We start from the raw sequence: 300 nt of genomic DNA, 5'->3' as shown, positions 1-300 counted from the left end.
AATCTCCCCTACCGCACTCTAGTCTGCCCGTACCCACTGCAAGCTAGAAGTTGAGCCTCTAGTTTTCACAGCAGACGCGACAAACCGCCTACGAGCTCTTTACGCCCAATAATTCCGGATAACGCTTGCACCCTACGTATTACCGCGGCTGCTGGCACGTAGTTAGCCGGTGCTTTTTCTGCAGGTACCGTCACTTTCGCTTCTTCCCTACTAAAAGAGGTTTACAACCCGAAGGCCGTCATCCCTCACGCGGCGTTGCTGCATCAGGCTTGCGCCCATTGTGCAATATTCCCCACTGCT

The 300-nt window shown here is 54.0% G+C and carries 1 rRNA gene; it reads right to left on the bottom strand.

Annotation, left to right across the window (positions count from 1 at the left end):
• Window positions 1–300 (bottom strand): 16S ribosomal RNA (locus tag SB660_RS19780); the annotation flags it as partial.

The organism is Bacillus sp. SIMBA_005, assembly GCF_046535585.1.
Taxonomy (GTDB): Bacteria; Bacillota; Bacilli; order Bacillales; family Bacillaceae; genus Bacillus; species Bacillus pumilus.
This window is presented reverse-complemented; position numbering and strand designations above follow the sequence as displayed.